Here is a 25,411-nt window from a genome sequence, read left to right on the forward strand (position 1 = left end):
TTTACTCACCATCCAAAATCACACTGTATTCTTCATTAGCTACGTAAAAATTACCGAATGCATCGCGCTCAGGAAATCCATTTTTCGTTGCCTGTACTATCTTGAGTTTCACGTTACAGTTATGGCATTTTGTAAATTTATTCTCTTGGTACTCATATTGATTCCCGCGATTCCCACACATGCAGCACTCATAGCGTGTACGATATCTCGGTTTACCTTCATCGTCATACTTAATACCTGTTTTCCAATGAGTCGGATCCGCTTCTTCTTTTTTCGTGATTTTTGCTATTTCTTCCATAGGAAACGAGCTACGATTCACTTCTACGATTGGCAGTTTACGAGTCTGCTTATCCGTGGTCATCTTAACAACTGATTCCTGAATCTGTTCATGCGTAACACCTAGTTCCACAGCCTTATGAACTTCCGCTTTTGCCATTGCAGCGCCTATTGCTGATACATCCACTTCTGGTGGGTGCTGATTAACCACTTTCACAAGTTCTGCTGCGGTATTGATAAATGAAAATTCATCTGTTTCTTTTTTTAGTCTTAGATTCGCAGGCTCCGCATCAGAGTCATAAAATTCTAAATTTGTTTTTTCTGAACTTTTAAGTAATAAATACTGATACCCTACAAAGCTGGAGACCCCACCACGAATATTATTTTTAATAAAGTCGAAAAAGACTGTAGTTAATGCATTTACGTTTGCTTCTTTATTTAAACGATCATATCCATATTCATAAAGCATTGCGTGAATCGCTTCATGAAGTACGTTTTTCATTTGCCCTTCATGCTTCGCTACATTGTCCGAAATCTTGATTTGTTGTTCATGATACGTTACTTCAGCAATTCTTACTTCTCCGTTTTCTCTTTCTTCAAGCCATCCTTTTACAACTTCCACATCGTACGGTACACTACCAATCATCAATTGTTTAGGTATATCCATATAACTTTAACCCCCTTTAATTTGGTAAATCATTTTCAATATCCGTTCGTAATTTATCTCGTAACCATTTAAACTCTACATCCTTTTTATCGATTTTTGCCTGAATCACTTCTGCCTGTTCTTTCGTATAACATTTACGGAAACCGTTGTATAATTTTGAAATTTCTTTCTGCATCTGTCTCATTTCACGGTTCGAATAATAACTTACAAATTCTGATTTACAGCTTGGACAAATGAAATAGTGCTTGTCCACACGGTTTGATATTCGCGCTACAAGCATCTGGACACGAAACACGTGCTCACATACCTCACATTTCGCTTTTACGGGTTTCATAACTTTGCCCTCTCCTCTTTCGAATAAAACATAAAAGTATGGATACACTATTTGTACATCAAGATTTTCATCCATGACTGTATTTCTCTCTCATTGAGCAGTTAGCTTTTGCTAGCTGTTCTTTTATTCATTTCCGTTTGCTCTTAGTATCCTTCTTTCGATCGCCAATTTTCTTATATATGTTAGCTATAGCTATTCCTATCCTCGTTAAATCTGCATCATTTTGGATTAATCTATTTTTATTTAAAATAGCAAGCTGCTTCTTTGATACCAAAATTAAGTTGTCCTGTTGAAAATTACGCCGATCACCATCACCAAAGATAATTACGTATCCCTTAGGAATTGGTCCATTCTCTTTTTCCCATAGTAATTGATGCTTCGCTCTCCACTTGTTGGGTTCTGCGACTTTAATGTCTACATAGCCATCAGAATTTAATCTTTCGCTACCAACAGGCTTATAATTATGTGGCCTCTGACCTTTTTTAAATTGTGTTTGTGACCCTCCAGTACAAATCCCTTTCTTTCCTTTGTTCCATGGCTTACTTCCCTCTGTAAATCTTGCATCTAGTCCACTACGTAAGCCGTTATTTTTTATATAGGCTGTAATTTGATTTAGCCCTAAATTCAGCCCAAAATACGCATTAAACATTTCACACAATTCTTTCCGTGTACGACCTTTTATATTTTCAGCTAAAAAAAACTTCTGTTCTGCTGTATAACAGTGCTTCATCGTTACCCTTCCAACATCTTTGGTTTTTTTGCGTTTGCATCCAGTAAATCGTCATACACTTTTTGTGCTTTTAAGACCAGGGAACCATTTTCAATGATTTGTGTAGCTACATCTGTAACCGCTCGTGCTCTACCGATTTCTTCAATTAACTTATCACCTTTTAATTCCTCGTCGCTTAAACGTTCTAGCTGCGCAAACAAGTGGTTATTTAAGTCACCTAATGTATTTCTCATTCTTAATCTCCTCCTTAGCTACTCAAATAGCATTTTTGTTTAGTTTTCTACCTCCTCTTCATCACAATTACATTCATCAACATACTCTCTACAAATAATGCACCAATTACCTTCCATTTCTTGCTCTCCCTTTCTCTTAAATAACGATTTTATTAAATTTCAAATATACAACCGCTTGTCCATTTCACTTTGCTCTATCATTGCATTTACTATTAGTAATACGAATTTTTCAGAGGTGAATTATATTGGATGAGTTTTTATCTTCCGCTGCATTAGATCCGGGTTCAATCGGGCCTACATTCTCGCCTATCCAACCCTTTCAATTTCCTACTGGTCCCACTGGTACAACGGGTGCGACTGGGCCTACTGGATTGACTGGTCCCACTGGTATTACTGGACCGACGGGGGCAACTGGGCCTACCGGAAATACTGGTCCCACTGGTATTACTGGTCCTACCGGAAGTACTGGACCTACGGGTATCACAGGACCAACTGGTATTACTGGTCCTACAGGCATTACTGGACCGACTGGTATTACTGGTCCTACAGGCATTACTGGACCGACTGGTATTACTGGTCCTACAGGCATTACTGGACCGACTGGTATTACTGGTCCTATCGGGCCGACTGGACCAACTGGGCCTACCGGGCCAAGCCTGTCTTTCACTCCACTTGCCCCAAGCCCCACTGCTATAAATCTTCCACCAAATACAAATAACTTAACGATTATGGAGGTCTTTGTCCCTATAGAAAGAGCGGGTGATCAAGTTCTATTAAATGCAACAATTGGTACAGAGCTTCATGTTCAAACAGGAGCTACTGGCGCTTCATCATTTAACGCAGATGCCATTAATTATCAGTTATTTCGTGATAATTTATTACTGACAAGTACACCTGTATCTGGAAACTACGAAGTCGGTAATGATGTAAATATGTTATATCCATTCAACTCCACATTTACATGGATAGATTCCCCAGGGGACCCGATAGTACCACCAAGTCCAGTTCGTTATCATATCGTTGCGAATATAGGTAACTTGAGCGATACTATAACTTCGGCTCAAGTCGGAAATCGCGGATTTTCCGCTTTAAAGTTTCCACCTAGTCCGGTTTAACAGACCGAGCAGTTAGCTTTTGCTAGCTGTTCTTTTCCTGTAAAATCATACGACTTATGTTTTGAGTGCTAGGAGAAATCCTAGCCTTTTTTATTTGAAATCTAGAACACAGGATTTTTAGGCTTTATCACCATTTTCGCTCTGAATCGATACCCTTTACTTTTTAAGTAACCAACAAGTGTTAATGCACTTTTCCCAAACCTTTCTGCAATTGCATCTACCGTGTAACCTTTTTCAAATAGTTCTAAACTAATTCGTATTTCATCTTCTGTATAAGATACCTGACTTTCTACAGGTCTCTCGAGGATCCCAAGCTCCTCCAGTTTTTTCTTTATTGCACTTTCTGTTCGCTGGAGTCGTTTCGCGATATACAAATACGTATAACAATTCGCTTTAACCATACTTCTTAGTAATAATTCATCTTGTTTGATCCAAGGATCTCTCTCTTTTTTCCTTCTATACACATCCGCATCACGTTTGTCTTTCATCCATTCTGGTTCAGGTCCTAAAACTCCATATTCAACCTTTGAAAAATCAACTACCTGCTTATGCCGTTTTAACCAGTTCCAAAAATCCTTATAGTAAACAACCTTTATTTTTTGAGTTTTTGCAAATAGCTTTAGTCTTATAGGAAATGCGAATCTTTCATACCACGATTCGATTGTTTTATAATTTATTTGTAATACATCAGCTAATTGGAGTACTGTAAGTCCGTTAAAATGTAAACGTGGGTCACTTAAACCAATACGATTTGCTTTTAACTTTATCGCATTTACAGTACGCCCTAACTTTTTTGCTATATGTTTAATGCTGTATGTTCCCCAGGAATCCTCGAGATACGCTACCTCTTCTTTTGTCCAGAGAATAACTTTCCCCACCATTTCGCCTCCTTTTAGTATCCGGATGCCTGACGATCATGATTGATTTTATTTTTTTCGATATATGCGTTGTAAATTTCAATAGCCGAAAATCCAAGCGCTGCACCTAAGTACGCCAAGTCATTCATCAAGGTCATGTAATGTGCGGCAGTCCATAATTTGTTTTCATATAAATCGTTAAACACATCGATAATTTCTGTTTTTGTATTTCCTTTGCTATTACGTACTACAAAGGCATCGATATATTTATTCCATTCACGTTCTAATCCAATCGATAAAGCAAAGTGAAGTGCATCAACAAATTCGTCTAATAACGGATTGTAGTACTCCTTATCTTCTTCCATCATTTGACCCTTGTTACGTACACCTTTTGTAATCGGTTTGTTATCTTCACTCCAAAACTTATGACCGCGCCACACATGAAGTAGCTCACTTAATTCGTCACGAAATGATAATTTCTTTTCTTGAAACAAGGGCACGTTTTGTAAACTACGTTTTTCCACAATCTTGTTATCAAGGTCTTTTTGAAGCTGGAATAAATGAATGATGTTCATTGTTTTGCACGCTCCCCTTTTTTAAACAAATCTATAAAACTTCTCACCATTCTTTCTACACTTGCACCAGTTAAGGAATTAACAAAGGGTGCAGTTTCTGCGAATTTTAAAGAGTCCTTTTCAGGTATTCCCGCACAAATCAACTTTTCTTTTACAGCTTCAATAATTTTTACTCTTTTCTCGTTCTTACTATTGAACTGAGCCTCCACGACTTTTACAGCCTCATCCTTATAGCAACCATGCTTTTCCATGTAGTAATACACTTCTTTCCAGAACTCGTTGTCTTTTACTACAGTCATCTCGATCGCCCCCTTCTTATCTAACAATTACAAAGCTAACAATGACCGCTACCAACATATAAGAAACAAATAACGAAATAGACTTTTTACGTAAATTTTTAATCTGTTCCTGTAATTCGTTATTTTCTTTCAATACACGTTTTGCGTAATTGTCTTTCACTTTCACCTGAGACTTGTATAAGTCAACTTCTAACTGCAAATCACGATTCTCTTGCATCACATCTTTTAATTGTTGCTCCGAATTGTCCAAGTACACTACCGCCTTTCGTAGCTCACCTTTTGCTACTTTCCTTTTTTGCCTAACCATTTCACGTTTTAATTTTTCTAGTTTCCGATCACTTTTCCGATTTTCGTACCCCTTTCCTTGCTGTCTACCACCCACAATCGCACATCCTTCCTACAGCTTTTTATTTTCTTAAATGTTCTAAAAATAGTTCATTGAAATTCTCGTTTTCTAGTTCTTCTAATCGCTTCTGTACACGTTCTAAACGTACCGGACCCAAACCTAACACTTCTTTTACTGCACGTAATGCTAATGTTCGGCCATCTTTATACGATAAAAGGGATACTTGCTGCACTTCACCTCTGTGAAAACTTTGCCGCTCCCTTGTTTTCTTTCTCTCACGTTCACTCGCCCGGCGTTGTTGACGGTTCAAGGCGTTCATCGTCTTCCCTCCATTTTTTAAAGCAACTGCTAAGTAGTAATTCTGCGTATGGATCTTGTGGTACTGGGTCTAACACACCAGTCTTTTTATCTTTTCTTAATGAACTTACTACCCAAACCATGTTGTACGGTTCTCCAGCAATACTTCCTACAATTCTTGCCGGCTTTACACGTGGTAATGCTGTTGCATGACGCTTCGCAAATAATAATTTACGTGGTCCCTCTCCTCTTCCCACATGCTATTCCTCCCTTTGTTTAAGCCAGGACTCAACACTCATTTTCTCGCCCCATCGATAACCTACACTTCCTTCTGCCTCAATCGGAACTGGAAATCCTGGTACTGGAGGTTGCTCCATAACTTTTTTAATTTGTTTTTCTACTGCAACTACAATTTCCGGATCATCATCTATTTCAAAAATGATTTCATCGTGAATTTGTGCAATCATATCGGCACTTCCATGAGAAAGTACGCCTTCTTGTTTACCGATAGATTCATAAATTTCATTTTGTACTTTCTTCATAATGTCAGCGGCACTTCCTTGTACTGGTGTATTTGCTGCTTGTCTTTCAGCAGAGCCACGATCTCTTCTATTCGCGCTGTTAATACCAGGTAGCAATCTCATATATCCATAAATTGTTTGTACATAGCCTTGTTCCCGTGCTTCTAAAACAATCTTGCGTTGATACTCTGGTATGCGTTTGTACGCTGTTTTAACGGCATTCACGATCTGCGCACATTCATCTAATGTTTTACGAATCATGTATTTCGTTTTAAATGTGAACTGTAGAGCGTGTTCCGTACCGCCATAAGAGATACCGAAGTTGCCCGCCTTGGCATCTGTACGTTCTTTCTTTACAATTTCAGCCTCAGACTTTCCAGTCATTACAGATGCGGTTTTACGGTGCATATCGCCACCTGTGTTAAATAACTCAATCATGACCTCATCGCCTGATTTCCATGCCATTAAGCGAAGCTCGAATCCTGAGAAGTCAATGAAGAATAATATCTTTCCTGGTTTAGGTACAAAAAAATTTCTTATCTTAAACTCATCATTATCTGGTCTCGGTACGTTTTGTCCATTTGGGTTAAAACTATTTAAACGTCCTGTTTCCGTAAATGGGCTGTACCCTGCATGGATCCGTCCGCTCATGAAATTCAAGTACTTTTCACGTCCTATGATGTGCGAAGAAAGTAACGTCGTGTATTTTTGAATTTTCTTTAGCTGGTCAATAACTTCCAGCGCTTGTTCTTTATAAGGGTGCGGTTCACGTTTTGCGATGCGTATTGCGCCACGTTCTAATTTATCTAAGATAGGGTCCTTATCAGGATTGGTATTTTCCCAATTTTCAGGTAATGGAACACTGAGGTACTTTTCCTCATCGATATCTTTTAGCTTATTCTCAAGCATAAATGCCATATCGATAAGTGCCTCTTGATCAAGACTCGCACCTGTTTTTCCATATTTGGCAATCGGTATTTTTAAGTAATCAAACATTAAGCTTTTCACTTCGTTCGTTTTACCTGATTTACCGGTATTTATATCAATATTGAACGTTTCTTTCGCGATTTGTTTAATACGTTCAGCCGCTTGCTCTTGCATAATTTCTGCTTCTTGTTTCTTTTGCGTTGCAAGGTTTGGATCCCAATTCATCCCCCAATATTCCATAAGGCCGATAACACGCATGAATGGCATTTCAATCTTATGGAGCCATTCCTCATATCGAGGAATTTGAGCTGCAATTTGAGACCAGTATTCGTAATGCTGCACAGCATAATCCGAGTCTTCAGCTGAGTAAAGCAGCCCTTCACCTTTACTCGCATCAATTTCGTCAAAGAAATTGACCCTGTATTTCTTTAATAGGGCGGAAAAGTCGTTCATCGTTACACCAAAAATGTGTTTCGTAGCTGGTTTTAAACCCCATCCGCTTGTAGGCTTTTTTGAATTGTTAATCTTTTGAGGTGCTACAATTTGTAAACACCGCACCCACATGATCAATGGATCTGCTACTTTTCCTAAAATATACTTACCGTACTTTGCTGCGTATTTCGTTTCAAAAGATAAGTTAACCGCAATCTTTAGTACATTTTCATTTTTAAATAAGTACTCATCGAGTAAATCTAGTACAACTTTTCTAGCTTCATTCCTATCCATACTTGGTTCAAATACTTGGCCAACTTTATGTGATATTGGAACAACTCTTGATTCATGCGCCGCTGCTGATAAAGATACGGTACAAATTTCCCCTTTCCACGGATCTAACGGTGTTTTTAAATATGCTTTTTCTAAACTTTCTCTTTGTTTTTCTGCTTCTTTCTCATCAATAGCACCTATAGCACATGCTTTTTCTATATCTTCAAACGCCTTTTTGTAATGCGCTCTAATTTCTTCACTCGCTGCAGTCTCCCAGTCAAATCCTGCTTTACCTGTTTGTATACAACGCTCAAGGTATTTCTTTAACTCAGAGACTGTAAGAATAGCTTGGTAATCTTTCACTTGTTGTGGTTCTACTTTTGGCCAAACAATATCGAATTGCCCTGGCTTCTTCTTTTTTTCCATTTCTACCGCTAATTTCGATTCCTTTACCGGCACCTGTTTTTTACTACTCGCTAATGTTCTTGGTTTCCCGAATAAACTTCCAAGTTTCATATTTTCACTTCCAGTCATATTTGTCTTGCTTGTCCGTATAATTAGTAGTACTCATCTTTTATATGATCAAAGAGACCTTTCTTCATGCAATACGCAATATATGCATTAAATCGTGGCGTTTTTCGATAGCCACCGCTTGTTAGAAGGATCATCCTCATTTTCGCTAATTGATTTACGATTGCTTTCGCTTCTTCTTTATCGATAGATAGCATTGCTTCAACATCACCAAGTCGTAAGTACTTCTGCTGAGCAAATAGTTTGATAAACTCATAGAATTTCATTTCGCCTGTTAACGTATCGATTTTCTTAAGATCTGCCGTAAACTTCTGGTATCTTTCTTCTGTCATTTCTTCTTCTTTTATTGCTAAACGAGCATAGTAATTTAAGCCGCAACCTGGAGCATTGTATAAAGCTTTTAAATACTCCCCAATAAACTCAACGTGTCCCGGCCAAACTTGAATTCTTTCGCCTGATTCATCAACTGAATGCGTAAGAGCTGCAAGTGCAACTGCTAATCTTGCTACTTTATTCCGCTGATCTGAAGGAGAAACAAGTGGTATGTCATTCGCATTTCCATATACTTTCGCAAGGTCTGTCGCAACCTCCAGTACTTTATCAATCGTACCGTCTGTAAATAGCACGTCCTCCGGCTTACGTGACCAAGCATATAAGATGTTATTTTTCAAAGTATCCTTCTGTATAATCGATGGATACGTAGCAAGCGTTTGGTTGTACAACTCAGGATCCACATCACTCGCTCTCATAAAAACTGCAAAGTCAAAACGACGTATATCCTCGTTATTGAAAATATCTTTTAAACTTTCTGCGCCTTGAGAGTAATCAGCAAGTCGTTTCCCTTTCGGTACGTTCCCTGACATGATGGCACGTACTCTACAAGGTGTTTCAGCTGTTACAGCTCGTTTTACTTCCAGCTTCCCGTCAGAACGAGCGAGCGTCATTTCACCATAATCATCTTTCGTAATACCTGTATCTTCATCGATCCAAATCATTTCTTTGTCCGCTAACGGCCATGCCCCCCAAACGATGTACCATGCACCTTGAGCACCAGATTGTTCCATCTTGTACGTTAGACCTGTACGAGAAGTACTTTCCGCATTCACGCGTGTTCCAAGCCCTGCATATTTCATTACTTTTTCAATGAGCGCAGACTTACCAGTACCTGTGTCACCAACGATTTTCAATTCCACCCAACCACGTAACGGATTTAAATCCCACGGTACTTTAAAACGTAAAACACTATGAAGTGTTAGCAATACTGCAAGTAGCGTTTCGTCACGTTCTACAATGTGTGTTACGTTGTACGTTAAATCGTTACAAATGGCTCCTAATTTTTGTTCAATCGATTCTGCTGTATAATCAGCCGGCTGAAATGTTGCTAAATCTTCTTTCACTTGTTCATTTAGCTCAAAACTTTCAACCACATCCTGAAGCGGTACCGCACTCTTTACAAGTAGTGTTGACTCCTGATTCTTTGGATGTGGGTATACATAACCTGTTAATTCGTAGTACTTATTCTCACTTACGTTTAGTCCATTTACGGCGTACACTTTTCGTAGTACATAATTCCCTTTATGTTGCTCTTGCTTTTCGTCATCTTCTTCAGCCATCGGGATTACAAGCAACTCTTCAACGTTCATGTTTTCTAAAATATCGGTATTGTATTTCGGACAATTTGGAATGCCTGATATTTCTCGTAAAATGCCTTTTATATTATCGTCACCTACACCTGTCATTTGAATAACTTCCCGATCACTTACGCCCAGGTCTTTATATCCTGTATGTGTATGGATGTCGTATAGAGGGCAATGTACCTTTTTACAACTTTCTCTGCCCCAGCAATGGTACTCAATGTTTTTCGGAATGATGTAAGGCGTATGCTTTTTCCCTGCAACCATGACACGTGTTTTTACAAGCTTTCCAGTGAGATCCGCATTGCCTGTCTCTGCTAAATGAAGTAACTTTGCATTTTCTTCTTCCTCAGCATTCTTCTTAATGCAATGACACATATCACCAGCACACGCTACACGTTCATAATCTTTGCTTCCCGGTTTCTTTTCGCCATGTAGTGAACGAATAAACGCGCAACCAAATTTGTATGTATTATCACCGCTGTATACCGCATCGATAACACTTCTCGTATTCGCAACACGTTGTTGCTTACCATACTCGTTATCCTCAGATGTAAATTTAAGCACCCAGTCTTCCAGCTCTTTCATTGTTTCTTCTCTCGTGTAGCCAGCGTCTTTGAAGTAACATGCAAGCTGTACTGTTGCCTGGTTTCGGTCACCGTCTTTTTTCCATCCACCATTTAAAATATCAACTACACATGCCGGTGGTTTATCTTTCTTAAACTGGAATTCTTCTTTCGCATACTTACGAGCACTCGTTGCTGCAGCTTGTTCATATTCTTCTGTCTTATTTATTAGTAAATACCCTGTACGAGGTCTGTATTTCATTGCCTTTTTACGTTCTTCTGCCGTATAAGGTAGATCGTCAGCATGTCTTGGTGATTTCGCTAAATCTTTAATTTCTTCCAGTGTTAATTTGTTTAACTCATTTACACTAATTTCTGTTTTAAATAGGTTTGTTTTATGATGCATACTGTTCGGTAAACGAATCATCCGCTTTTCTGTATACACCACAAGGTCTAGTGACGTGAGTCCTAGTCTATGTACTAAGTACCCAGCCATATGTTTGAAGATTTTATGAAGGTCGTTTCTCGGTTCAATACCGAGCGCATCGGAGCTTATTAAGATGTGGAATCCTTTTGATCCAGAAAAGTAAATCCACATATCCGATTCACGAATGTCCATTTCTTTCGTAAAAAATTCCACCAGCTTTATTGCATCCTTTTGGCTGACTGATGGGTCTTCCGCATGGTCAAGGTCAAAATATAGGGGAGCAATAAATGCCTCCCCCTTTACTTTTGTGTCGTTCGCAAATCGTTGAACTGTAGCAAAGCAATTGAAATTGAATGCCTCTCCCGTTTGGAATTGCTTCACTTCAGAGGAAGGGATTCGTTTCCACGGAATGCTTCTACCGTTCTGATTGCTGTACCATGCGTCTACATATTGATACTCACTTGTTTTATCTTTCTTTTTTGCCATTTGTAGACGCCCTCCTTAATTATTCTGAAGCTTGTTCTGTTTCTTCTACGTTAATTCCGTAATCTTCTGGTTTAAATACACCAACAGGTTGGAAGTCGATACCGATCCACTGGTTACTAGCGTTTGTACGACTTTTACGTTCTGTTGTTACTAAGCGTGTAACAATTTTATTGACACCTAATTTAGACGGAACACCTAGAGCCTTATATTTCCCTGTATACACATTCATCGCAAAACGCCCGAAAATAATTGTGTCTGTTGGGCTAAAGCTCATTAAGTAGATACGAGGGAAGTCTTCTGGGCTTAACGTTGATACTGGAACAACTGACGCCATATAGCGAAGTTGAATATCATCTAATTCATAACGTTCTTCTGCTTGAGGATTTTCAGCTAGCCATTGATTGAATACAACTTCCGCATCTTCTTTTGTTTTTTCCGCCACGATCAACTGACCATCTTCAGGAGAATCTTGTTTCCCCCATACAGACCAACGTTGCTCACCGTATCCGATTACTACATCAATATTGTCGCCGTACATTACATTTTCATCATCTTTTTCTACGAAATTCCCTTTCTTGTTAACCGTTAACCACTCGCCCATACGGACGAAATCCATATCAAGACCGTTATTCGCTTCAACGAATCCCTGCTTTGTTTCTTCTAAAATTGCTGAAATATAATTGCTGCCATCGTTTCTTTTCGCCACCGCGTTATTTTGTACCACTACTTCATTTTGATTTGTTTCTTGTGTCATTATTTTTTCCTCCCGCGCCCCTGTAGGCCATGTTTTTTCCATGCTTTTCGTTTTGCTTGGCTTTTCTTTTTTCGATAGGTTACTTTTCTGTTATACGAAATCTCGCAATCTTTCGAATCGTATTCCGGAACCTCAACCATTATCGGGATTCCTCGTTGAAGAGATAAACTTTTACCGGATCCTCTTGCAAACACCCTTATCACTTTTTTAACGATTTTTTGACCTGTTTCTTTCAAACCCACTTACTTCACCTCTTTCGCTGAAGCAATTAGTTCTGTGATTTCATAAAGCGCACCCACATATTCGTACTTTTCCATCGTTATCACCCCTTTCACCAAGGCATGTCATTTAAGAAATTAGCCACTGTATCGCGTTCTGTTTTCGGCTTTCTTGGTACCGTTAACCCGATTCTGCTGTATACTTTCCTACGGCTGTGATATTGGTCCTTAAATACTCCAACATTGTAGTCAACGTAATCGAACCAGTACGCTTCTTTATCCGGATTGTTCCGATCTGGACGCATGATACGTCCAATTTCTTGCTCTACTGATGAACCACTATTACTCTCACGGGAGTCACCACGTTTCGGCATTACCATGTGACCAACTACTAAATGCTGCATGTCCAGTCCTTCACGCGCTAACTGAGTGGCAAACAAAATATCTACTTCTTTTCGGTCGCAAGCTTCTAAAATGTCTTTACGTTGCTGTTTTGTTACTTGCCATTCACGAATTTCTTTTTCTGAATACTGAGCAACCTTTACTTGCCAACCGTACTTACCTTGCTTTTTATCTAGAGCATAACCACTATCGATAAACTGCTGTGCATGCTTTTCGCTTTTTGCTTTTCTCCAGGTATAACGACTAATACCTCCGTGTACTACAGCTGTTCTAACATCGATACCAAATCTAGCTTTTGCCATTCGTTTTACGAGTTCTTCAAGTACGAAACAGTAGCGAACTGATTCTGTTATAACAATAGATGGCCCTAAACTTGCAGACTCAACAATATTCTCAGCAACTAACTTCGCACGCTTTTTATCAGAAATGAGGTGCCTTATTAGATCTGTGTAATCAAGATCTTCTCCACCAGCATCCACACTATCAATCTCGTTACGGTTACTTGCCGTCTCGTAATTGAACTCGGTATATACGAATTTCACTGTCGGTTTTATCAGTCTCCCAGCTTCATACATTCCGTCTCTGCTAATCTCATACACTTTTGGACCTACACCGTTGTACATATAGATTTCTAATCCATCTTTTCGGGAAGGTGTTGCGGTGAGGCCGATCACATTTTCAGCCGTTAACTTCCCAGCCGTTTCAATGAATTGTATTGCTGGAAAGTGATGGGCTTCATCCACTACTACCGTCCCGATAAAATCATTTAGTGCATCGATTATTTGTGGATTTCGCTGCAAGGTTTGTACTGTAGCAACGATTAGTTTACCGTCTCCCCAGTCATGCACGCCGTCACCGAAAAATCCGATACGACCGATATCAGGCATTGTAGCCTTAGCTCGCTTTGCGGATTGATACATTAAGTCTTTTGTATGCGTAAGCCATAATGCTGCTTTACCCTTTTCGTAAATGTAGCGCATGCCCATTACGGTTTTACCTGAACCAGCCGGTGCTACACCTATTCCGTTTTCTTGCATAAGTGCTTCAACCATCGGTGTCTGGTCCTCTTTTAATACAAACCCGTCATCCCATTCCCCGAAACTAACATCTCGGCCATATGAAATCTGTGAGGTAATAACTTTACTTGGGTCGTAACCTAAGTTTTTCAGTACCTCTTCTAGCTTTGACAAGAAACCTCGAGGCGTAACAATATCGCCTCTGTCATATACAAACAATTCAAGTTTTGCTTGTACGCCCCATGTTGGTCTACGTTGTTTTTTTGCTTTCAAATACGCTGGATTATCAAATGATAGCGCCTTAGTAATTGCTGCCTTAAGAGGTGTACTAGCACCTCTTATTCGGATGTTGTGTTTTACAAAGATTTGTAGCAAGCGAGCACCCCCAATAGATCGTAAGAAGGTTCGTGGTATGTAAGTCTTGGAAGTGGTACACAGGGAACCGTCTGACTTTGAAATTCTTCAAGTTTTATATGGTTCACGTTTCGTTTTTTCATATGAATAAGAGCTGTAATAAGTCTGAATGCGTAAGCCTCGTCGAGCCCCTTGCTTTCGTTTAGAAAACTGATAAACACTAAACCTAAATTCTTTTCAATAATTTGATCAAAGTCTCGTAAACCGATAATCTGATTCGGTCTCATATAATCTAGTGAAAATCTACGACTCTCTGTACGTTTCATTTCCGCTAATATATTTACTTCAGATGTTAGTACAATCTCATCGCCTGGACGGGTTGCACCTGCACCATCCGCTATTCTCATGCGCCATACATTAGGAACATGCCTCCAGCTTCTTCTGATTTCAGCTTGGAAGTCATCTCCACGTTGTTGACGTTCACGCTGTTTATTCCTCATTGCTGTTTGTTTTGGATCCATAGCAACCTCCTATGCCAAAAACTTCAGTAGATTCGCTTGCACATAAGCTTTTGCTTTTACAAGATCCGCTGATTCTTTAGCTGTTTCCCAAGCATCTTTTGTTTGATAAATTTTGATATCAATGGACGCCAGCTCTTGCTCTACGTCTGTAAGTTGTTGACGTTCTTCTTTGCTGTAATGCAGACGGTACGCATCACGTAACGTATCATTCGTTAGAGCTACTTTCTGATCATTCACATAAGCGTATTGGTTACGGCCTTCACCTTGAATCTGCATAAATGCTTCAGCTTCTTTTAACTCTACAGCTGTTTTAAGTTTCACTTTTTGTTTAATTAGTTCAGCTTTCTTTCCATAAGCTTCTTCACGCGCCTTACCTTTTTCAAGAACATCTTGTACTGCAGCATCTATTTGTTGTAATGATGCTTGTAATTCAAGTGGATCTAATACTCGAACGTAGTCAGTCGGTACTTTCTTACCTAAAATTTCAGTTGCGGCAGCAAGTAACTTTTCTTTCCCATGGACTTCTTGTAAGCTACGAATTTGATTATTTAATTCAGTCATTTATTGAATCCTCCTCAGGATTTGTGCAACGTATCGGTCGAACCAATTTTTCAATTGATACTTTTTCTTTTAAAACCTGTTCAATACTGATTTCTACAATTTCGATATCTAAAGCCCACTTCGGTGTGTAGCCAGCAACCTTCAACTTTAGAGGAGTAAAACCAACTACAATACCGTTCCAATTTGTTTTACAGTCTTTCTCTTTTTTACTAGAAATACATAATTGCACCGGTGTACCTTCACCTAATTCGTTTTCATCAAATTGCGGTTTAGTAACAATCACGCCCGTAATCCCTCCTTTGCCTCCGCTATTTTTGTTAACGCTATTTCCACCACATCAGGATTAATACAATCTGTCTTCGCTATACTTTCAACAATCGTATTAATATCAACTAGCACATCTTCTCCTGTTTCCGTTTGAATTAATGAGGCAAACTCCTCCATCGCATACGCTCGTTTCTTCTCAGCTTCAATCCGGCTACGGTCAAGTACTTCTTCACCAGGTTTTGCACTTTGAAGCGGAATCCGTTCTAAATCAAAAACACGGGGTGCTTTCACATCGATTAGAAGAACAGAAATCTGTCTTCGCATCTCAGCCTCTGACGCTGATAATCGTGTCAGGCTTCCATCATTCACAAAAACTTTTCCATCAGAACGTTCATAGATACCGAAACCTGTATGGTCATGGCCACACAAAACCAAATCCGCCTCTGTTTTTACATCCTGTACTTTTGTGTACCGGTCAAAAGGTGGATCGTGATCAAGTAGCATGCCGTGTGCTACGTGTATTTTTGTTGACTCATAATCTTCAATAACTTCTGGAGAATAACCATATCCAGCTTTATCAATTCGGTCACTGTATGGTGTAAATGTTAGCTGTACATGATTACCATCTTGATGAAACATATGAGCTTGTCCAGGATCATTAATGACTGTAAGCTGTGGAACGATTAACTCCAGTACTCTAAGGCTTGTCCGTTCATACGTTGCAAGATTGTACCCGTAAATATCGTGATTACCAGCTGTTGTATAAATTGGAACTGGACTCTCTTTCAATACCTTTGCGAATTCTAATAACACGCTTGTTGTAACCTCAGGCCTATCAAACGTATCTCCAGGTTGAATAATTGCTGTCACACCTTTGTATTTAGCTAAAGCAAAAACCTCACGGAACTTCGCAATTAAAGCCTCTTTGTAGTTATCCTTACGATTACGAGGGTTTGTACCTCGTATATGTGGATCACCGAAATATAGAAACTTCATACTCTCACCTCTGCTTTTTCGTACTTCGCGTAACGTTGTATCTAAAGTAATTCCACCTTCAACAATGTGGTGCATCAGTGAAGGTTACTTGATTCTTTTTTCTTGATAACTTGTTTTGTGATTTCACCTGTCTCAGCATCTAACGTCAAATCATCTTTACCGTTAACACCCAATTCAGAATGAATGTCAGCCCATACTGCATCGTGCCATTCCTCTAATCCTTTTGTTGCATTTTCTAATTTCTTTTTATATTTTTCTTTAATTGGTTCAAGTTCAGCCTTTAATTCCTTAGCTACAACTTCCTTAATAGCTTCCGTTTCTTTACGAATTCTACGTAACTCGCGTACTTGTTCTTCAGTTGCTTTACCTACAACTTCCTCTGTCACTTCTACACCTGCTACCGTTGCAGCTAATTCTTTTACTAAGCACTTAATACACATATCCAAATCTCCCTTTCTATAAAGCAGTTACTATGCTTTTTCCTTGTTTTTGAGTCACACCAAGTGCTACGTCACCTATCTCAGCTAAATGAGTACTGTGCGTAATTAAAATGATTTGACGTTTAAATTTCGTACTATACTCCTTCAAGAAATACGCCACATTTGGTGCGTATTCTTGACTCACGTGCTTTCCAACCTCATCTAAGAATAACGGTCCTCTTACACCACTAATTTCTCCAACAGCCAATCTGAGCGCTAAACTAACTACGTCTGCTACACCACCACCGCGATCATAATCAGGTGGCTTTAATTGTGTCCGTACATCCTCAGACTGTAGCCAATACTCTGCTACCGGTTGATTACCTTTTACGGCAATTTCAATTTCGAATCTGTAGTCTTTATCAAATACAACTGTAAGAGCTGACGTAACAATTTCTTCTATACGACGTTTTGCTTGCTGCCTTGCATAATCACTTGTCTTTTGAAGAAGAATTTGTACTAAATCAAACTCCCCTAGTTGCTCCTCAGCTTTTGCTTTTCTTGCTTCGGCGCTTTTTTGTTGCTTAACTAACAAATCACGTTGACCGATTTTCATTTTCAATTTATCGCTTGCCTGACGGATATCCGCTCTTGCTTTTAGAAGCTCGTACATAAAAATAGCCTCCTTATACCTGCGGGATGAGTCGTTCTACATGCTCCAGGTTTTCTTTAACTGATGTATCAAGCTTATTGATTTCTTCCTGGATCGTTTCAGGCGTTACCCCGTACTGCGCCATTTGTTCAGCGATTTCCGTTAATTGCTTTTCAGCTGAAGATTTTTCCGCCTCTGCTTGGATTTTTGCTGTTTCTGCTTTCTTTAAATTTGCTTTTGCAATTTCAATACGTTGTTTTAATTCCATTACTCATTTCCCCCTTCAAGTTGTTTTGATAGTAAATTTTGTAGCTCTGATTCAAGAAACTTTTCTTTATCTTTTAAATGCCCAATTATGACATAGCGAATAACTGTATCCAGTTCTTTACGATTTACCATATTTAATTTGTGAATACTGTGATAAACATGATGCCTACGAAGATCTATTTCAAATTGACCTTCCCCACTTTCTAGCGCAGCTAACGTTGACCGCACTTCAGAAAGTGCTGTATTTAAACGTCCAACAGTATTAACGTACTCATCAATTTCTTTTGTATTTACCAACACTAATCACTCCTCAATGAGAATGTTCAAAAGACATCGGCGATTCACATAGCGGACAAACTCCACCAGCCTCGTTCCATGTCTCTTCCAATTCCTTTGTGTAATTGTCAATGTGCTTTTCATATAGTTCCAATGTGCTTGTACTATGACGTACTCTTTGATGCCAGATTATATAGTTTCGTAACAACTCTTTTAATTCAGCTAAATGAGTGACATTGTTCTCAGCATTTGCAATCTGTATTACCACTTCTCTCGGAACATTTAAATGTTCCGCACGACTTGTCCAGCTCATATAATAATTGTGTATATTCTGGTATTTTTGTAAGAGCACACTTATTTGACTTAGTTGTGTAATACTTGTTTCACATTCTTGTAGTTGATCTGACGCATTACCAGGTACAGATAATCTTTCTACATCCTTACTTGTTTTTTCGTAGCCTTGTTTAACCACGCTATGTTGTACATAGAGTTTCTTTAACTCATCCGTTTTCTTTACTTCCTCTTCAATCACAGCTACATTAATGTTTTCAATTACAGTTAACCTCTCGACCTGTAATTGAGCTTCTTGTAATACTTGACTATACTTCTTATAGTTTTGTGATAAGATAGAAAGCAAAGAATATATTTCCTCGGATTTAGTAGAATCTTGTAACAAGTTACTTACTTCTACTAATCCATCAAATTGTTTTAATGTTTCAGTCAATGTCTTCTTGGCGGTGGACAGTGACTCGTATCTTTTTTGTAAGTCCAGTAGTGTTTGCAGACGCTGCTGGTCTTTTTCTGTTTCTTCAAGTATTTGTATAAGAACCGGCACTTTTGAGAGTCTCTCATCCTCAACAAACGCTACACGGAATTTTTCAAATGCTATCTGTTGTTGAGTTTGTAGTTGCTGCAGTACCTCTTTCTTTTTATGCAATTCTTCTACATGTTCCATCAAACTTTCAGCTGTTTTTAACTGCTGTACTTTATCATCCACATCCAAGTACTCGAGTAAGTTACCTGCTAATCTCTCAATTTCTTTTTCCGCTAGTAACCTCTCTTGCCTTGCTGCGTATGTATCTTTTGAAACACTTTTTACCGCGAGATCGACAGCTTCTGTTCCTGCTAACTTACCTAGAACTTTCGCACCCGATGATGGTGTTTCACTTATTAAGAAAGGTGCTTCAAGCTGGAATGCAAAGTTTAAAGCAGTAACAAAATCCCCAAATGTTTGCTTTGTGATACCGAGCAATTGTTTTACTTCTTCCGGTACCTCTGACTTCTCAAATACACTTCCCGCATCTCCAGGATCCGTTTGGATTCTGTACGATGTTTTTCCTTTTCTACGGTGCTTTGAAATAATAATGCCGTTATCCATGTGAATCGCTACAGTAGCCTGTTCAACTGATTTGTTTACAAAAGCCTCACCTTGAGGTTCGTTAAATGCTACCCAGCGAATCGCTCGTATTATGGATGTTTTACCACTATCAGATGGTCCAGTAATTACATTTAGCCCATTTCCTAAATTGAAATGACTATTCGTATGTGATTGGAAACCTTCCACGAAAATCTCGTTAATGTTGGCCAACACGTCCACTCCTTTCTGTTAGCTTTAACATGATGTTTACCGCTTGTTCTTCTGAGCCATTCTTGAAGTAATTTTTACTTTCGCAACATACAGCTTTTACGTCTTTTGCTTTTACTAACCGAGTCGCATAAGTCACGTACCGTTGCATGTGTATCACCTCCTTTCAATAATTTAACTTGCCTTTACTTCTGTTTTTTTCTTTCTTGTGACCGTTACTTTAACACCTAAATATTTTTCGTAAACTTCTTGAAATAGAACTTCCTTTTTCTCTGTACCGTAGTACTCGTTACGGATGTATAAGCCGGATGTCTTTTTCCCCACACTCCTCAGCCCCCTACAGTTTTTTCTACGTAATGAGGATAATGCTCTAAAAATTCTTCTTCTGGTGGAAATCCCAGTTCAAACGATTGTCTAATTTCTTTTTTACTGGCGTTTTGCAAGTAAGAGGGTAAATAAAAATGTTCCATAGGGAACCCAAGTACAATTGCGATTTGCAAGGCTAATTTCCCACCCGGATCGCGTCTACCAGTCTCTAAATCTGCTATATGACCAGGAGTCACACTAACCTTATCCGCTAGAGCCGCCTGCGACATACGTTTTTTTCCACGTAAATCCGCTAACCAAGTCCTTTTCATATGTCCACCTCCAGACAACCTTTAATGATTTTTATTATACTGGCTTTTTGCAAGTAAGTAAAGTGATTTTTCAACTTTTTCATAAACACCTACCTACTTTTACTTGCAATATGCGTGTATTTACCATTGTGTAATTGTCCAATAAAGTGTTATCTTATATATAGATAACAATAAAAAAATAAAAAACGTTTTATATATTTTTATAAAATTTATAAAAAATAAAATCGATGAAAAATATAAAAAAGAATTTAACGGGGGTAAAAAGTATGGATATAGGAGCTCAATTAAAATTCTTACGAAATAGACGTGGTTGGACAATGCAAGAAGTCGCAGATCGTATTGGTAAAAATGATTCTACGTATAGTGGATATGAGACAAATAAAAGAAAACCAAACGCTGAGGTTCTTGTACAGCTAGCAGACATATTTGATACTACTACAGACTTCATCTTAGGAAGAACAGAAAATCCAAACGGTCTTAACTTTAATGTAAAAGACTTTTTAGATCAAGGCAGACTTCATTCTGATGGGGTAGAAATTACGGATGAGCAAGCTGAAATTGCTAATGTTTTATTAAGACAACTCCTACAAAGAAAGCAGCAATAAGTAAAAAAGGATTAGCCAGATGCTATTCCTTTTTTTGTTGCAATATAGCTGTAATTTGTTTGTACTGTTCCGGAGTAATCTGTCCTTGCTTATACAACTCCTCCATTAGATAATTCATATCACAACTTACTTTTTCAGCTCCGAACAACTCCCTAATTAAGCGTTTTGTTTCTTGTTTGGCCGTCTCTTTTTTCACCTTATTTCCTCCCCTTCATCCTTACCAATTTGTGAAATATGTATCAAGTGGTATAATTTTTCCAAAACCTCCAAAAACGTGACACGCCTATAAAAGACGAAAGACGCTACTATAAGTAGCGTCTTTTTAACTATTCATTTATATTACATCCCACCGGGATCGACCATCATTAATTGTACTTCTTTAGTATGTACAGTAGCTTTTTCTTTACCTAAATCTTTAGTCTGATCTGCACCAGCACCGATAACCCCAATTGATAACGCAAGTGCGCATAATGTAGTGACTAAAATTCTTTTCATTTTACAACACTCCTTCAGTTATTAAAATGCGCTTCGGAAGTTGCGCATATATTATACTTCCCGTTTTTTCAAATTTTTCTAAAGATTCCCTCGCGATAATTGTATCATTTTCAATTCTAGAAAGATAGTACATTTGGAAAGCAGATAGACCTTGATCTTTTAACCTTTCAAAAATTCTATAACCATTTTGCTTATCACCATATAAACACTCATAATAAGCAAGATCACCATCACTAATAAAATCAAAATCAATATTATCTAAATTAAATCCGAACTCAATATATAAAAAGGCAAGAGTCGTTTTAAAAGAGTTGTATTTTTGAGTTCCTTTCGGTGAACTTATACCTTCAAGGCATTGAATAGCTTTCAAGATATATTTTTCTGCCATTAATGGATTCTCAAAAATATAACTTTCACCTAAACAACAATATGCTGTAGCTTTTACTACTGTAAAATTCAATTCGGAATTTATAATCGCATAGCACGTAGCTCTACAGCTATCAATTTCATTGGAATGCAACTGAGTGTACGCAATTCGTTCCATATGCTGCATGCATAAACAATCTTTAATATAACCGTTATCCATCTTAGCGACATAAGCTTCTGCCGCGTCCGCGTATGATGACATAGCGCTATACCTTTGTTTATCATATTCTGCTGCCATTAGTAATGTATTTAATAATACCTGACATTCCAAATCTGATGAAACACGTGTTTTGTATATTTCTTCCAGAAGACTTTGTCCTTTTTTTCGATTCATATTCCGATGGTTATATAGATTGTATACATTTAAATATTTACGTACATCTTTTTGAAGCTTCTTGAAATCTGGATCTTTTGTTTCCATTTTGAACTTTTCGATTAACATATCTATAAGATCGTATTCTCCTGCTACCTGGCAATAGCTCAATGCTTTTCTTACATTCAAGCTAGTTCCACACTTTAAAATAAAATCTTTAATCCTTCTTGTTTGTTCTATGGGACTTTTATACACATGACGAACCAATTTTTCAAAAACATCAAATTTCATTTCTCCAGTTACAAAGGACAGACCATTTGTAATTGTTGTTCTACTAATACCTGTATCTTTCGCTAACTTTCTTGTACTCATGTTTTTTGACTGAATTGTGTTATTCAGTTCATTCATCAAAGCCCTCATCCGTATCCTCCTAAATAGAACACAAGACACAGCCCCTGATTTTCTCAACAAGAAAACGTTCCATATGGATTTAAAACTATTTGAAGTATGATATACTTGAGGCTGACTCATGGAAAGTTTTACCTACATTCGCTAGGGTAAAACGTCACAGTTGTGTTACCGCACTACTGTAACGCCGTGGGTCTTTTTGCTCTTTTTTATTATTTTCATCTTATCATAAAATTTAGAACATTCGTTTCACTCTTTTCTCACACAATGTTGAGAAAGTTTTTTCTAAATTTTTCAGAATCCCAACAAGAAACTTCCCCCATTATACTTCAGGGTAATGGGAGACTATTTGTCTTCTCGGTTTATAATTTTTGTCCCTATAAGCATACCGCAGATGCTGAAATTCGAGAGAAGAGCAAAGTAAAGATGGAGTCATTATTTACTTCAGCACAAGCATAATGAAACTATCTAGTCATTTACCATGAGAGCATTGCAGAATAAATTCCTAAACAGTAAAAGAATTTCTCTTAGTCCTCAAACCGTAAACAAATAGGGAATCAGCACTTGTTCCTAAGTTCTGACTCCCTTTTATTTATTCTTATATCTATCTGTTATACAGTTTCATGCGTTCCCTTATATAAAACTGCTATTGCCGCTACTATAAGAATCATACCCATAAAAGCAGGTGCGGCATGACCAAGTGATACATAGATTTGTCCTCCAAGAATAGGACCAATCATTCTTGCTAAAGCTTGAATAGATTGGCTTCCACCTTGAATCCTTCCTTGTTCACTAGAACTGACAGACTTTGAAAGCATCCCGTTGAATGAAGGTCCGAAAATTGAATCCCCAAAACCATACATCAGCATCCCAACGATAAGTAGTGGATAGAGTGAAAACAAAGCTGATGCCGCAATAAAACTGTATCCTATAATCTCCGAAACCATCCCAAGAATTGCTATTTGTTTATCACTAAGCTTGATCAAAAGCTTTGGCATGATAAAACTTTGTGAAACAATGTCTTGAAAGCCCAAAATTGAAAACATAAGTCCGATTAATGCAGGTTTCCAACTGAAAGTATCCATTGTAAATTGCGTGAAAATTGCTTGTAAAGATCCGTTAGGTATCCAAAGTAAAAACGCTGAGACAAGTAACCACTTTAAATTTTTCATGGAAAGTATGTTTGCTAGCTGTACAAAAGGATTTAACCTTACAAACGTAATCTCTTTCAACCTATTATTTTTTTCAAGGCTCTCAGGCATATATTTCATCCCATATACAACATTTATTAACGTTATGATTGCACCAAAATACATAGGTACAGTATCACCAAACTTGGCAAGTAATCCTCCAAGGGTTGGGCCAATGATAGTTCCCGCACCTACAACTGCACTCACCCATCCAAAGTATTTCGTTCTCTGCTCTTTTGGAATAATGTCTGCAAAATATGCGAAGATAGTACTTATGCTCCCGCCTGTTATTCCTTCTATTATGCGTCCAGCAAATAGTACCCATAAAGCTCCTCCTATACCAAAAACTAAGTACCCAATTGCAGAACCAAATAAGCATATTAAAAGTAATGGACGACGCCCATATTTATCGCTTAAAGCTCCGAGTACTGGGGCAGCAAAAAACACGCAAGCCGCATATACGGAAGTTAGTAGTGTAACAACTAATGCTTGTTCTTCTGAATTACTTATATATGGCTGTACTAAGAATGGAACTACAGGCATGATGATACTGAAACCTATACCACAAAGAAATACAGAAATAAGTCCGAATAGTAAAGCATGTTTATCTATGCTTTTTTCAGTTCCCCTTTCATTTTTCAATCTAAATATAGACATTTAACTTCTCTCCTAAAAAAATTGTTGCTTTGTCAACAAAATAATAACTCTATTTTGTTGATTAGTCAACAAAAATAAAATAATAAAAAAGCAGCCTATTCTCATTAGAGTAAGGCTGCCCGTAAAAGCCCGATTGGTGAGGGCTGATAATCAGTGGAGATGAAGCCCCCCACTGATTAAAGTTTCACTTTATTATTAAAATATATTACGATTTAATATGTATACCTTGTTTCTTTATTTCCGCATCCAAATGTCTACTATACTTTTCCACAAAGCTAATTATACTGTTGAATTCTTCTTCAGTTACTTGTTCAAATACAGCTTTATCTCGCTCTTGAAACTCTTTGTGCAGATTTTCATGGATTTTATAAATTTCTTTCCCTTGTTCGGTAAGCCTAAAATAAATTTCTTTCTTATTTTCTGACTTTTGGTAGCTTTCAACAAGGCCTTTTTGTATGAGCTTCTTAGTCATTCTACTTATAGCACCGCGAGTCACATAAAAAGCCTCTGCGAGTTGTGTCACGTTAGAATCTGCATTGTTTTCAATATATTCAATGCAGTGGACTTCAGAAGACTTAAAACCTTTAAGACCCTCTTCCATCTTATCTTTATTAAGCCAAACCAGCTTATTATATAATTCCCTGAAACCGTTCATGACCTGTTCTTCTTTATTCATGCCCTACCCTCCTCACCGCTCATTAGCACATTAAAACTATTATATTAAATTTCTGCTTACGTTTCGACAATATTGAAATAATTATTATAACATTAAAGATATGTGTAAAAATAGGCGCGTAAATAAAATAATTTTTAAACAGTAAATTTTGCAAGTTTATTTCTACTTACAGTAAACGGTAGACAAAAA

Annotated in this window: 34 protein-coding genes and 1 pseudogene; 3 read left to right on the plus strand and 32 right to left on the minus strand. The window is 38.0% G+C overall.

Features of this window, described 5'->3' with window-relative positions; all coding sequences use genetic code 11:
* Position 1 precedes the first annotated feature (1 nt).
* From ACZDYH_RS12075 to ACZDYH_RS12090, 4 genes are all read right to left on the minus strand, one after another.
* Positions 2-943, minus strand: coding sequence for a hypothetical protein (locus ACZDYH_RS12075; protein ID WP_474886341.1), 942 nt, complete (start codon positions 941-943; stop codon positions 2-4).
* A 16-nt stretch (positions 944-959) separates the two neighbouring features.
* On the minus strand, positions 960-1,277 hold the full coding sequence (locus ACZDYH_RS12080; protein WP_474886342.1) for a transglycosylase: 318 nt from the start codon (positions 1,275-1,277) through the stop codon (positions 960-962).
* A 127-nt stretch (positions 1,278-1,404) separates the two neighbouring features.
* Positions 1,405-2,007, minus strand: coding sequence for an HNH endonuclease signature motif containing protein (locus tag ACZDYH_RS12085; protein WP_474886343.1), 603 nt, complete (start codon positions 2,005-2,007; stop codon positions 1,405-1,407).
* 2 nt (positions 2,008-2,009) lie between these two features.
* The gene (locus tag ACZDYH_RS12090; protein ID WP_474886344.1) at positions 2,010-2,240 is read right to left on the minus strand and encodes a hypothetical protein; all 231 of its coding nucleotides are present in this window, start codon (positions 2,238-2,240) and stop codon (positions 2,010-2,012) included.
* A 245-nt stretch (positions 2,241-2,485) separates the two neighbouring features.
* Between ACZDYH_RS12090 and ACZDYH_RS12095 the strand changes: the two genes are divergently transcribed.
* Positions 2,486-3,355, plus strand: coding sequence for an exosporium leader peptide-containing protein (locus ACZDYH_RS12095; protein WP_474886345.1), 870 nt, complete (start codon positions 2,486-2,488; stop codon positions 3,353-3,355).
* Between the two features lie 101 nt (positions 3,356-3,456).
* On the opposite strand, the gene ACZDYH_RS12100 is transcribed toward ACZDYH_RS12095, so the two are convergent.
* The 23 genes from ACZDYH_RS12100 to ACZDYH_RS12210 form a co-directional block, all read right to left on the minus strand.
* Positions 3,457-4,236 carry a hypothetical protein gene (locus tag ACZDYH_RS12100; protein ID WP_474886346.1) on the minus strand — a complete coding sequence of 260 codons (780 nt, stop codon included), beginning with the start codon at positions 4,234-4,236 and terminating at the stop codon, positions 3,457-3,459.
* A gap of 11 nt (positions 4,237-4,247) precedes the next feature.
* Entirely contained in the window at positions 4,248-4,787 is a 540-nt protein-coding gene (locus ACZDYH_RS12105) for a dUTP diphosphatase (protein ID WP_474886347.1), read from the minus strand.
* Positions 4,784-5,086 carry a hypothetical protein gene (locus ACZDYH_RS12110; protein ID WP_000219343.1) on the minus strand — a complete coding sequence of 101 codons (303 nt, stop codon included), beginning with the start codon at positions 5,084-5,086 and terminating at the stop codon, positions 4,784-4,786. Before ACZDYH_RS12110 ends, ACZDYH_RS12105 begins: the two co-directional genes overlap by 4 nt.
* A gap of 16 nt (positions 5,087-5,102) precedes the next feature.
* Entirely contained in the window at positions 5,103-5,468 is a 366-nt protein-coding gene (locus tag ACZDYH_RS12115) for a hypothetical protein (protein WP_474886348.1), read from the minus strand.
* 25 nt (positions 5,469-5,493) lie between these two features.
* Entirely contained in the window at positions 5,494-5,751 is a 258-nt protein-coding gene (locus ACZDYH_RS12120) for a hypothetical protein (protein WP_080598401.1), read from the minus strand.
* On the minus strand, positions 5,714-5,986 hold the full coding sequence (locus ACZDYH_RS12125; RefSeq protein WP_474886349.1) for a hypothetical protein: 273 nt from the start codon (positions 5,984-5,986) through the stop codon (positions 5,714-5,716). The genes ACZDYH_RS12120 and ACZDYH_RS12125 overlap by 38 nt, the downstream gene beginning before the upstream one ends.
* Positions 5,987-5,989: 3 nt before the next feature.
* Positions 5,990-8,416 (minus strand): bifunctional 3'-5' exonuclease/DNA polymerase, encoded by a 2,427-nt coding sequence (locus ACZDYH_RS12130; RefSeq protein WP_474886350.1) that lies wholly within the window; start codon positions 8,414-8,416, stop codon positions 5,990-5,992.
* 23 nt (positions 8,417-8,439) lie between these two features.
* A complete protein-coding gene (locus tag ACZDYH_RS12135; protein ID WP_474886351.1) occupies positions 8,440-11,526 on the minus strand; it encodes a DNA primase small subunit domain-containing protein in 3,087 nt (1,028 codons plus the stop codon).
* Positions 11,527-11,545: 19 nt separating this feature from the next.
* Positions 11,546-12,280 carry a hypothetical protein gene (locus ACZDYH_RS12140; protein WP_000191309.1) on the minus strand — a complete coding sequence of 245 codons (735 nt, stop codon included), beginning with the start codon at positions 12,278-12,280 and terminating at the stop codon, positions 11,546-11,548.
* Positions 12,280-12,522, minus strand: a complete 243-nt coding sequence (locus tag ACZDYH_RS12145; protein WP_474886352.1) for a hypothetical protein — start codon at positions 12,520-12,522, stop codon at positions 12,280-12,282. The genes ACZDYH_RS12140 and ACZDYH_RS12145 overlap by 1 nt, the downstream gene beginning before the upstream one ends.
* A gap of 89 nt (positions 12,523-12,611) precedes the next feature.
* Positions 12,612-14,189, minus strand: coding sequence for a DEAD/DEAH box helicase (locus tag ACZDYH_RS12150; protein WP_474886549.1), 1,578 nt, complete (start codon positions 14,187-14,189; stop codon positions 12,612-12,614).
* Positions 14,190-14,272: 83 nt separating this feature from the next.
* Positions 14,273-14,791: a hypothetical protein gene (locus tag ACZDYH_RS12155; RefSeq protein WP_324656449.1), complete on the minus strand. Its 519-nt coding sequence runs from the start codon at positions 14,789-14,791 to the stop codon at positions 14,273-14,275.
* Positions 14,792-14,800: 9 nt separating this feature from the next.
* Complete coding sequence (locus ACZDYH_RS12160; RefSeq protein WP_242314025.1) at positions 14,801-15,352, minus strand: hypothetical protein; 552 nt, start codon at positions 15,350-15,352, stop codon at positions 14,801-14,803.
* The gene (locus ACZDYH_RS12165) at positions 15,345-15,635 is read right to left on the minus strand and encodes a hypothetical protein (protein ID WP_474886353.1); all 291 of its coding nucleotides are present in this window, start codon (positions 15,633-15,635) and stop codon (positions 15,345-15,347) included. Before ACZDYH_RS12165 ends, ACZDYH_RS12160 begins: the two co-directional genes overlap by 8 nt.
* Positions 15,632-16,690 (minus strand): metallophosphoesterase family protein, encoded by a 1,059-nt coding sequence (locus ACZDYH_RS12170; RefSeq protein WP_221839681.1) that lies wholly within the window; start codon positions 16,688-16,690, stop codon positions 15,632-15,634. The genes ACZDYH_RS12165 and ACZDYH_RS12170 overlap by 4 nt, the downstream gene beginning before the upstream one ends.
* Entirely contained in the window at positions 16,690-17,055 is a 366-nt protein-coding gene (locus ACZDYH_RS12175; RefSeq protein ID WP_000334955.1) for a hypothetical protein, read from the minus strand. The genes ACZDYH_RS12170 and ACZDYH_RS12175 overlap by 1 nt, the downstream gene beginning before the upstream one ends.
* A gap of 16 nt (positions 17,056-17,071) precedes the next feature.
* A complete protein-coding gene (locus ACZDYH_RS12180) occupies positions 17,072-17,707 on the minus strand; it encodes a chromosome segregation ATPase (RefSeq protein ID WP_000273132.1) in 636 nt (211 codons plus the stop codon).
* A 13-nt stretch (positions 17,708-17,720) separates the two neighbouring features.
* Positions 17,721-17,954, minus strand: a complete 234-nt coding sequence (locus tag ACZDYH_RS12185; protein WP_000421150.1) for a hypothetical protein — start codon at positions 17,952-17,954, stop codon at positions 17,721-17,723.
* Complete coding sequence (locus tag ACZDYH_RS12190) at positions 17,954-18,250, minus strand: hypothetical protein (RefSeq protein ID WP_071714771.1); 297 nt, start codon at positions 18,248-18,250, stop codon at positions 17,954-17,956. The genes ACZDYH_RS12185 and ACZDYH_RS12190 overlap by 1 nt, the downstream gene beginning before the upstream one ends.
* A gap of 13 nt (positions 18,251-18,263) precedes the next feature.
* A complete protein-coding gene (locus ACZDYH_RS12195) occupies positions 18,264-19,820 on the minus strand; it encodes an AAA family ATPase (RefSeq protein ID WP_474886354.1) in 1,557 nt (518 codons plus the stop codon).
* Positions 19,804-19,965, minus strand: a complete 162-nt coding sequence (locus ACZDYH_RS12200) for a hypothetical protein (protein WP_172452005.1) — start codon at positions 19,963-19,965, stop codon at positions 19,804-19,806. The genes ACZDYH_RS12195 and ACZDYH_RS12200 overlap by 17 nt, the downstream gene beginning before the upstream one ends.
* Before the next feature lie 23 nt (positions 19,966-19,988).
* Positions 19,989-20,138 (minus strand): hypothetical protein, encoded by a 150-nt coding sequence (locus ACZDYH_RS12205; protein WP_170962309.1) that lies wholly within the window; start codon positions 20,136-20,138, stop codon positions 19,989-19,991.
* Positions 20,139-20,143: 5 nt separating this feature from the next.
* Positions 20,144-20,452 carry a helix-turn-helix transcriptional regulator gene (locus ACZDYH_RS12210; protein WP_474886355.1) on the minus strand — a complete coding sequence of 103 codons (309 nt, stop codon included), beginning with the start codon at positions 20,450-20,452 and terminating at the stop codon, positions 20,144-20,146.
* 266 nt (positions 20,453-20,718) lie between these two features.
* On the opposite strand from ACZDYH_RS12210, the gene ACZDYH_RS12215 reads away from it, so the two are divergent.
* Positions 20,719-21,057 (plus strand): helix-turn-helix domain-containing protein, encoded by a 339-nt coding sequence (locus tag ACZDYH_RS12215; protein ID WP_098430480.1) that lies wholly within the window; start codon positions 20,719-20,721, stop codon positions 21,055-21,057.
* Positions 21,058-21,079: 22 nt separating this feature from the next.
* On the opposite strand, the gene ACZDYH_RS12220 is transcribed toward ACZDYH_RS12215, so the two are convergent.
* From ACZDYH_RS12220 to ACZDYH_RS12230, 3 genes are all read right to left on the minus strand, one after another.
* The gene (locus ACZDYH_RS12220) at positions 21,080-21,253 is read right to left on the minus strand and encodes a hypothetical protein (protein ID WP_000712297.1); all 174 of its coding nucleotides are present in this window, start codon (positions 21,251-21,253) and stop codon (positions 21,080-21,082) included.
* Between the two features lie 143 nt (positions 21,254-21,396).
* Positions 21,397-21,552: a hypothetical protein gene (locus ACZDYH_RS12225; protein WP_176524318.1), complete on the minus strand. Its 156-nt coding sequence runs from the start codon at positions 21,550-21,552 to the stop codon at positions 21,397-21,399.
* Between the two features lies 1 nt (position 21,553).
* Positions 21,554-22,711: an AimR family lysis-lysogeny pheromone receptor gene (locus ACZDYH_RS12230; protein WP_474886356.1), complete on the minus strand. Its 1,158-nt coding sequence runs from the start codon at positions 22,709-22,711 to the stop codon at positions 21,554-21,556.
* A gap of 378 nt (positions 22,712-23,089) precedes the next feature.
* Here ACZDYH_RS12230 and ACZDYH_RS12235 point away from each other — a divergent pair.
* A pseudogene (locus ACZDYH_RS12235) lies at positions 23,090-23,158 on the plus strand (YkvA family protein); the annotation flags it as partial.
* Positions 23,159-23,310: 152 nt separating this feature from the next.
* Here ACZDYH_RS12235 and ACZDYH_RS12240 read toward each other — a convergent pair.
* Together ACZDYH_RS12240 and ACZDYH_RS12245 are read right to left on the minus strand one after the other, a co-directional pair.
* The gene (locus ACZDYH_RS12240; RefSeq protein WP_048656574.1) at positions 23,311-24,546 is read right to left on the minus strand and encodes an MFS transporter; all 1,236 of its coding nucleotides are present in this window, start codon (positions 24,544-24,546) and stop codon (positions 23,311-23,313) included.
* Positions 24,547-24,751: 205 nt separating this feature from the next.
* A complete protein-coding gene (locus tag ACZDYH_RS12245) occupies positions 24,752-25,222 on the minus strand; it encodes a MarR family transcriptional regulator (RefSeq protein WP_001030904.1) in 471 nt (156 codons plus the stop codon).
* Between the last annotated feature and the right edge of the window lie 189 nt (positions 25,223-25,411).

The sequence above is a fragment of the Bacillus sp. EB V-12 genome, from assembly GCF_056158125.1.

Bases quoted from the DNA above. Each gene is read 5' to 3' on its own strand.
- ACZDYH_RS12170 (WP_221839681.1), bottom strand. From the start codon at position 16,690: ATGCACCACATTGTTGAAGGTGGAATTACTTTAGATACAACGTTACGC.
- ACZDYH_RS12140 (WP_000191309.1), bottom strand. From the start codon at position 12,280: ATGACACAAGAAACAAATCAAAATGAAGTAGTGGTACAAAATAACGCG.
- ACZDYH_RS12120 (WP_080598401.1), bottom strand. From the start codon at position 5,751: ATGAACGCCTTGAACCGTCAACAACGCCGGGCGAGTGAACGTGAGAGA.
- ACZDYH_RS12215 (WP_098430480.1), top strand. From the start codon at position 20,719: ATGGATATAGGAGCTCAATTAAAATTCTTACGAAATAGACGTGGTTGG.
- ACZDYH_RS12090 (WP_474886344.1), bottom strand. From the start codon at position 2,240: ATGAGAAATACATTAGGTGACTTAAATAACCACTTGTTTGCGCAGCTA.
- ACZDYH_RS12185 (WP_000421150.1), bottom strand. From the start codon at position 17,954: ATGGAATTAAAACAACGTATTGAAATTGCAAAAGCAAATTTAAAGAAA.
- ACZDYH_RS12130 (WP_474886350.1), bottom strand. From the start codon at position 8,416: ATGACTGGAAGTGAAAATATGAAACTTGGAAGTTTATTCGGGAAACCA.
- ACZDYH_RS12245 (WP_001030904.1), bottom strand. From the start codon at position 25,222: ATGAATAAAGAAGAACAGGTCATGAACGGTTTCAGGGAATTATATAAT.
- ACZDYH_RS12180 (WP_000273132.1), bottom strand. From the start codon at position 17,707: ATGTACGAGCTTCTAAAAGCAAGAGCGGATATCCGTCAGGCAAGCGAT.
- ACZDYH_RS12210 (WP_474886355.1), bottom strand. From the start codon at position 20,452: ATGAAAAGGACTTGGTTAGCGGATTTACGTGGAAAAAAACGTATGTCG.
- ACZDYH_RS12200 (WP_172452005.1), bottom strand. From the start codon at position 19,965: ATGCAACGGTACGTGACTTATGCGACTCGGTTAGTAAAAGCAAAAGAC.
- ACZDYH_RS12225 (WP_176524318.1), bottom strand. From the start codon at position 21,552: ATGAAAAGAATTTTAGTCACTACATTATGCGCACTTGCGTTATCAATT.
- ACZDYH_RS12155 (WP_324656449.1), bottom strand. From the start codon at position 14,791: ATGGATCCAAAACAAACAGCAATGAGGAATAAACAGCGTGAACGTCAA.
- ACZDYH_RS12160 (WP_242314025.1), bottom strand. From the start codon at position 15,352: ATGACTGAATTAAATAATCAAATTCGTAGCTTACAAGAAGTCCATGGG.
- ACZDYH_RS12240 (WP_048656574.1), bottom strand. From the start codon at position 24,546: ATGTCTATATTTAGATTGAAAAATGAAAGGGGAACTGAAAAAAGCATA.
- ACZDYH_RS12175 (WP_000334955.1), bottom strand. From the start codon at position 17,055: ATGTGTATTAAGTGCTTAGTAAAAGAATTAGCTGCAACGGTAGCAGGT.
- ACZDYH_RS12230 (WP_474886356.1), bottom strand. From the start codon at position 22,711: ATGAGGGCTTTGATGAATGAACTGAATAACACAATTCAGTCAAAAAAC.
- ACZDYH_RS12085 (WP_474886343.1), bottom strand. From the start codon at position 2,007: ATGAAGCACTGTTATACAGCAGAACAGAAGTTTTTTTTAGCTGAAAAT.
- ACZDYH_RS12080 (WP_474886342.1), bottom strand. From the start codon at position 1,277: ATGAAACCCGTAAAAGCGAAATGTGAGGTATGTGAGCACGTGTTTCGT.
- ACZDYH_RS12105 (WP_474886347.1), bottom strand. From the start codon at position 4,787: ATGAACATCATTCATTTATTCCAGCTTCAAAAAGACCTTGATAACAAG.
- ACZDYH_RS12075 (WP_474886341.1), bottom strand. From the start codon at position 943: ATGGATATACCTAAACAATTGATGATTGGTAGTGTACCGTACGATGTG.
- ACZDYH_RS12100 (WP_474886346.1), bottom strand. From the start codon at position 4,236: ATGGTGGGGAAAGTTATTCTCTGGACAAAAGAAGAGGTAGCGTATCTC.
- ACZDYH_RS12110 (WP_000219343.1), bottom strand. From the start codon at position 5,086: ATGACTGTAGTAAAAGACAACGAGTTCTGGAAAGAAGTGTATTACTAC.
- ACZDYH_RS12135 (WP_474886351.1), bottom strand. From the start codon at position 11,526: ATGGCAAAAAAGAAAGATAAAACAAGTGAGTATCAATATGTAGACGCA.